This is a genomic window from Chrysiogenia bacterium, from assembly GCA_020434085.1.
Classification (GTDB): domain Bacteria; phylum JAGRBM01; class JAGRBM01; order JAGRBM01; family JAGRBM01; genus JAGRBM01.
Window position 1 is genome coordinate 1 of sequence record JAGRBM010000415.1, and the last position, 6337, is coordinate 6337.

Genomic DNA, 6337 nt, shown 5'->3' on the forward strand with positions numbered 1-6337 from the left:
AGGCGGCAAGCCCCTCGACGCGCTGGATGGGGTCCTGGAAGACGACGGTATCGGCGTAGAGCTCGCCCAACACCCGCTCGCGCAGGTTGTGATCGGAGAGGTTGGCGAACAGGTCGCCGATGGCCTGTGATCGTGGATCCATTGGAAACTCCTCGACGGCGAGTCTGTGTTCGCCGGGTCAAGGCCCCAGTGTAGCAAACCAGACGGCCGGGGGTTTTTCTTTTGCCCGACGGCGCCGGTATTCTTCGCACTGCATGCAGGAAGACACTTCAAGCAAAGCCGCCCGCTGGGCGGTGCTTGCCCTGGCGCTGGGCATTCGCCTTGTGGGGATCGCGCGCTTTGCGCTCCATCCCGACGAGGTGGGACGCCTGGTGTGGCTCTCCCAGCCGCACTTCGACGCGGCCGAGTCGGCGGTGATGGGCAAGGGCGCGCTGGCGAGCCTGTGGCTCTCGAAACTTCTCTACGATTGGCCCGGCACGCTCTTCTGGGTGCGGCTTCCCTATGCGCTCGCCGGCGTGGCCGGGGTTGCCGCGATGTACGGGCTCACCCGCCGGATCTCGGGCGAGAAAGCCGCGCTCGCAGCAGCGTTTCTCACGGCGCTGGCGCCGATGCACGTGGCCTACTCCCAGCTCTTCGAGGAATACATCTTCGTCTTTCTCTTCGCCGCGCTGGCGCTGATTCTCGCGCTGGATTTCCTGAGATCGCCCGAGAATGCGGGCGCCTTCGCGCTCAAAGCCCTTGCTCTGACGAGCGTCGGTCTCCTCCTTGGCGGGTATCTCATCCTGCCGTTCTTTGCCGCGCTGGCGGCGATGCTCGCGTGGGAGCTTCGCGGGCGACTCTCGCCAAAGCACTGGCTGCTGCTCGCGGCCTCGCAGCTTCCGGTGCTCGCGCTCTTTGTCTGGCTCTGGACGGGCGCGGGCGAGGCGGCCGCCTACTACCACGAGATCACCCGCCTGTGGGGTTTTCTGCCGCTGGCCTTCAAACCGCAGGCCGTGCTTGTCGACCTGCTCTCCCATGTCGAGCTCTGGCTGTGGATGGGAACGCCGCTTTGGCTGAGCGCAATCGAGTGGATTCTGGCCGCGGCGATGTTTGCGCTTCTGGTGCAGGGCGCGCGCACTGTGCGCAACGATGCGGGAGCGCCCGCCGCACGCGTTCTGGTGGGAAGCCTGCTCGGGTGCGCCGCATTGCTGGCCTGCGTCTTTGCCTTTCTCTATCACGCGCCCCAGTTTCGGGCCCGTGCCTACATGGCGGTGCTGCCGGGCGTGCTGGCGCTGATTGTGCTCGGCTGGAGGCGCTCGGGCGCGCGGCTGCGCCTGTTTGCGGGACTGAGCCTCGGCATTCCCGGAGCGCTCTCGCTGGCGATGATTGCCTGGGGCCTGCATCCCTCCTATCCGCCCTACATGCCGCTGCTTGCAAACACGGTCGCGCAGCAGCAGCGGCAGGGGACGCCGCTGAGCATCCATCCGCCCTATCTGGCGGAGATGCTCCCGGTGGCGGCGCGCCTGATGGAGATGCAGACGCTTGTCGATGTCGGCGAAGCCTGCCCCATGGACCGTCTTTTCCCCGTGCGCGCCGATGAAGCCCGGCGGCGCGAAGCGCTCGCCGCATGCGCGAATGATCTCGCGGCGGCAAAGCGCTGCATGCTCGGAATTCCGGTTCTCTACGAAGCAGGTCTCGACCCCGAACACACCCTGAGCGGCGCGCTCTCGATCCTGCACAACTACACGCCGCGCCCCCGGCAGGACGATTCGCCCACCAGCGCGTTCGTTGAAGTGCTTTGTCCGGCCGGGCCGCCCACATGAATCGGCGAGCGACTGGCCAAGCGATTCATTATCGCACACTGTACGCTTTCGCTGGTTATGACATGTAATTTTAACGTGCTAGCAAACACGCACAATCATTGCGGAGATGGATCAGACATGAGAGATACAAGGGAAAATAAAATGCAGTTTGGCCGAGTGGCAATGTTCGCGGCCTTTTTGCTTTCGTTGAGTGCATGCGGCGATGGTTCCGCGCCCTCGCGCTATGAACTCGGAGTGCTGGTAGGACCTAACTCTGCACAGGCAACGTCGGTTTTCTCAGATCTATGTGACGCAAATTGTGACGGCGAGATCGACCCCGTCATGGGCGGGTCCGTGCGGGGCATGGAAGTTTCCGGTGTCGACAATGACTTTTATGCACTGGTTACCGGAACCATCGGTGTCACGATTTTTCAGGATATTACCGAACACTTCCACGATGCGGCCGAGACCAGATTGAAAACCCAGTATCCCACTGGAAGTGGCGAGCCCGTCGATTATGGCGAGTGGTGGGGGGTGTATTTCATGCCTGCCTGCCTCAGCGGATCAGGCACAATGACTTACGTTGAGCGCGGCGTGGCCGAGGTCACCTCAGAACAAGATATCGAATACGAGGAATACATCCGAAGCTATGACATCATTTTTTCTGACTGCCGCATGCTGGGGGACTTTTTGGGTGACTCGGGAATAGAGTCGCTCACACTGGATGGCAGTGTGCATTTCGAGAATCAGTTTGAAGCCGGTGTCGTCCATGAACGCGGACTCGATTTCTACGGCGCCCTGGTCATCAATCCTGATGAAACTCTCCCCAATGCAACCCCGGTATGGGGCTCGAACATACCGGTGAATTTTGCAGTTTTCAATGTGACGGGGCCTTCAGACAGCAACGCAGGCAACAAGATCTGCTACGGCTTCATTACCGGTTCGGAAATGGAATGCACGAATGAGGGCGGAGTCTACTATGAAGGAGCATCGGTCGCACCGATGTTGTGGCATTGGTTTGAGTAATGCCTCGCATGCCTGGTCACCCAACCAAAACGCAGTGCCCTGACGCTAGGGCAGGATCACCGTATCGCGGTGCCAGTGGGCGTCGTCGGTCTCGGGGTGGTCGGCGTTGTAGTGCAGGCCGCGTGATTCCTGGCGCATCTGGGCGCTCCGGATGATGAGCGAGGCCACTGTGGCCAGGTTGCGCAGCTCGATGAGCGGCTCGGTCACCTTGTAGTCCCAGTAATACTCGTCAATTTCAGTGAGCAGGTGCTGGATGCGCGCGCGGGCGCGCTCAAGGCGCTTGTTCGAGCGCACGATCCCCACGTAGTCCCACATGAAGCGCCGGATCTCATCCCAGTTGTGGGAGACCACCACCATCTCATCGGGATCGACGGCGCGCCCGGGATCCCAGGCGGGGATCTCGAAGTCGCGGTGGGGCGGCTCCTCGATGCGGCCCTGTTCGAGCAGGTGCTTGCCCGCGCGGTCGGCATAGACGAGGGCTTCGAGCAGCGAGTTGCTCGCCAGCCGGTTGGCGCCGTGAAGTCCGGTGAACGCGCTCTCGCCGGTGACGTAGAGCCCACGCACCGCGGTCTCGCCATTGGGATCGGTGATGAGTCCGCCGCAGCAGTAATGCGCGGCCGGCACCACGGGGATGGCACTCACGGCCGGATCGACGCCGAACTCCCGGCAGGTGCGGGTGATATGGGGAAAGCGCTCTTCGAGAAATTCTGATCCCAGGTGCGTCGCGTCGAGGAAGACGCAGTCGGCGCCCGAACGCTTCATCTCGGTATCGATGCTGCGCGCCACGATGTCGCGCGGCGCCAGATCGGCCATGTCGTGGTAGCGCTTCATGAACGCGTCGCCGCTTCGGGTGCGAAGGATCGCCCCTTCGCCGCGCAGTGCTTCGGTAATCAGAAAGCTCTTGGCCTGCGGGTGATACAGGCAGGTCGGGTGGAACTGGATGAACTCCATGTTCGCCACCGGCACGCCCGCGCGAAAGCCCATGGCGATCCCGTCGCCGGTGGCAACATCGGGATTCGAGGTATAGAGATAGACCTTCCCGCAACCGCCGGTGGCGATCATCGTGCTGCCGGCGCGAACGGTTTCAACAAGGCCCGACTCGGTGCGCAGGACGTAGGCGCCAAGGCAGCGGTTGACCGCGTTGCGGCTGCCCAGCTCGCGCGAAGTAATCAGGTTGATGGCGCAGGTATGTTCGAGAATCTCGACGTTGGGGTGGGCGCGCGCCGCCTCAAGCAGGGCGCGGGCGATCTCACGGCCGGTCTGGTCCTCTGCATGCAGCACGCGGCGCTGGGTGTGGCCGCCCTCGCGGCCCAGGTCGAACTCGCCGTCCTCGCGCTTGGTGAAAGAAACACCCCAGCGGTCGATAAGCTCATGGACCAGGGGAGGGCCCGCGTGGACGACCAGGCGCACCGTGTCTTCGTGGCAGAGCCCGGCCCCGGCGGTGAGCGTGTCGGCCACGTGGGCATTCTCGTTGTCGGAATCGCTCCAGACACTGGCGATGCCGCCCTGGGCGTAGCGGGTGGAACTCTCGGTCATCTCCCGCTTGGTGACAATGAGCACGCGGCCCTTCTCGGCCATGCGCAGGGCGAAGAAAAGCCCGGCGATTCCAGAGCCAATGACCAGAATGTCGGTTTCCCGCTCCATGCGCTCTCTCCAGAGGGGGCTTCGGGGGCCTCCCGCGTGGCATCCCGGCCAGTATGGGCGCCGGGGGCCGCAAATACATGCCCCAGAGTGCGCCGCCGGGGCAAGGGCAAGTGCTTGTAATTTTTAGTTTTTTCCGGGTAAAATCGGACCAGCGGGAACAGGTGTACCCCCGAGGATGCTGGGGGATATCCCGCCGGACGTGGGACAAACGGGATTGGGTAGATGACTCTCAAGGCAGCCATCAGCGGAATTGTGACCCTGGCGCTACTTCTGGCGGCAGTGCCGGCCTCGGCCGAGCTCTACGTATGGAAGGCCGCCGACGGCTCGATGCACTTTTCCGACAAGCCGCGCCACCAGGGCTACAAGAAGCGCGAGACCGAAGAGGACGAAGCCGACTTCGAGTCCGAAGACCTCGACCGCGTCGCCCTCAACCAGCACATCCAGTATCTCTCCAGGCGCTACTCCATCGATGGCAATCTCATTCGCGCCATGATCAAGGTCGAGAGCAACTTCAACCCCGAGGCGCTCTCCCACAAGGGGGCGATGGGGCTCATGCAGCTCATGCCCGAGACGGCCAAGTTCGTCGGCGTCGACGATGCCTACGATCCGCTCCAGAACGTGAGCGGCGGCGTCAAGTATCTGCACTATCTCATCCGTCGCACCGGCGGGAATCTCGTCCACGCCATTGCCAGCTACAACGCCGGACCCAACGCGGTCGAGCGCTACAACGGCGTGCCTCCCTACAAAGAGACTCAGAACTACGTCCGCAAGGTCGTTCAGTATTACCGGGCCTACAAGAAACAGCAGAGCGAACAACCCGAAGCGCCCGCGCGCCCGGAGCGCTCTCCGATTTCCCTGGTCCGAAGCTCCTTCTAGCAGGAAGGGCGAGGGCGGGGCCGCGCGCCCTGATTAGCAACGCGAGGGACGGCGAATCGGCGCCGCGCCCCGTGAATCTGTGAATGTGAGAGAAACGCCACGCACCATGGCGAGACCACAGGAAAAAGACGAGCACCCGGCGGGATTCTGGGGCCACTTCTACCGGGCCTCCGACCTGCTCGAAGAAGGGCAAACCGCCGAGGCCATCGACGAACTCGATGAGGCCCTTGCCCTTCAGCCCGACCACCCCGAGGCCAGCGCGATGCGCGCCGCCGCCCTGTTCAAGGCCGAACGCCTGGACGAGGCGATCGACGCCTACCAGCTACTCATTGAAGCCAACCCCGGCCAACCCGCGCTCTACCTGAACCGCGCGCTGGTACTCATCAAGGCCGAGCGTTTCGATGAGGCCGAGCACAACCTGCGATCCGCTCTCGACAAGGGCGGCGATTCCAGGCGCCTGCACGGCTACCTGGGCCTGGTCTACTCCAAAAAGAGTGAATACGAGAAAGCCATCATTGCCTTCAACAAGGCCGGCGCCAGGAAAATGGTTGCCGAGATGGAAGCCATGATCGACAAGCGCCGCCAGGGCATGAGCGAGCCGCCGGCCAGCGCGGGCAAACCGGTTGCTCCTCCGCCTGCCCCCGGCAGCGCGGCGGCAAAGCTCGAAAACGAGATCGCATCCGAAGCGCAGCGGACCGAGGAAAATCTCATCGATGCTGCCCAGCGGCGCCGCGAACTCCTTCGCCGCAGGCGCACGCCCGATGAGGTGCAGACCAGCGCTCCGGAGAGCCCAAAGAAAGCTGCACCGGACAGCGAGCCGCCCGCAGCGGCCCCCAAACCCAGGCCAGAACCCGTGGCGCCGCCACGGAAAACCCAGGCGCCGGCCCCCAAGGCAGCCGCGCCCGTGGAGGTAGTGCCCCTCGTGAGAGAAGACGCTCCGGCCCTGCTGCTTGAAACCCCCGGACTGCTCCGCATTTCACTCGAAGAGCCCAGCATCGCGCGGCTCACCG

Annotated in this window: 5 protein-coding genes; 4 read left to right on the forward strand and 1 reads right to left on the reverse strand. The window is 63.5% G+C overall.

Annotation, left to right across the window (positions count from 1 at the left end):
- The first annotated feature begins 254 nt into the window (after positions 1-254).
- Together KDH09_14140 and KDH09_14145 are read left to right on the forward strand one after the other, a co-directional pair.
- The gene (locus KDH09_14140) at positions 255-1802 is read left to right on the forward strand and encodes a glycosyltransferase family 39 protein (protein ID MCB0220837.1); all 1548 of its coding nucleotides are present in this window, start codon (positions 255-257) and stop codon (positions 1800-1802) included.
- A gap of 141 nt (positions 1803-1943) precedes the next feature.
- A complete protein-coding gene (locus tag KDH09_14145; protein ID MCB0220838.1) occupies positions 1944-2807 on the forward strand; it encodes a hypothetical protein in 864 nt (287 codons plus the stop codon).
- A gap of 45 nt (positions 2808-2852) precedes the next feature.
- Here KDH09_14145 and nadB read toward each other — a convergent pair whose 3' ends face one another.
- Complete coding sequence (gene nadB / locus KDH09_14150; GenBank protein MCB0220839.1) at positions 2853-4451, reverse strand: L-aspartate oxidase; 1599 nt, start codon at positions 4449-4451, stop codon at positions 2853-2855.
- Between the two features lie 222 nt (positions 4452-4673).
- Between nadB and KDH09_14155 the strand changes: the two genes are divergently transcribed.
- The gene (locus tag KDH09_14155; GenBank protein MCB0220840.1) at positions 4674-5327 is read left to right on the forward strand and encodes a lytic transglycosylase domain-containing protein; all 654 of its coding nucleotides are present in this window, start codon (positions 4674-4676) and stop codon (positions 5325-5327) included.
- 106 nt (positions 5328-5433) lie between these two features.
- Positions 5434-6337, forward strand: a 904-nt coding sequence (locus tag KDH09_14160; protein ID MCB0220841.1) for a tetratricopeptide repeat protein, incomplete at its 3' end; no start/stop codon positions are given.

Bases quoted from the DNA above. Each gene is read 5' to 3' on its own strand.
- KDH09_14140 (MCB0220837.1), top strand. From the start codon at position 255: ATGCAGGAAGACACTTCAAGCAAAGCCGCCCGCTGGGCGGTGCTTGCC.
- KDH09_14145 (MCB0220838.1), top strand. From the start codon at position 1,944: ATGCAGTTTGGCCGAGTGGCAATGTTCGCGGCCTTTTTGCTTTCGTTG.
- nadB (MCB0220839.1), bottom strand. From the start codon at position 4,451: ATGGAGCGGGAAACCGACATTCTGGTCATTGGCTCTGGAATCGCCGGG.
- KDH09_14155 (MCB0220840.1), top strand. From the start codon at position 4,674: ATGACTCTCAAGGCAGCCATCAGCGGAATTGTGACCCTGGCGCTACTT.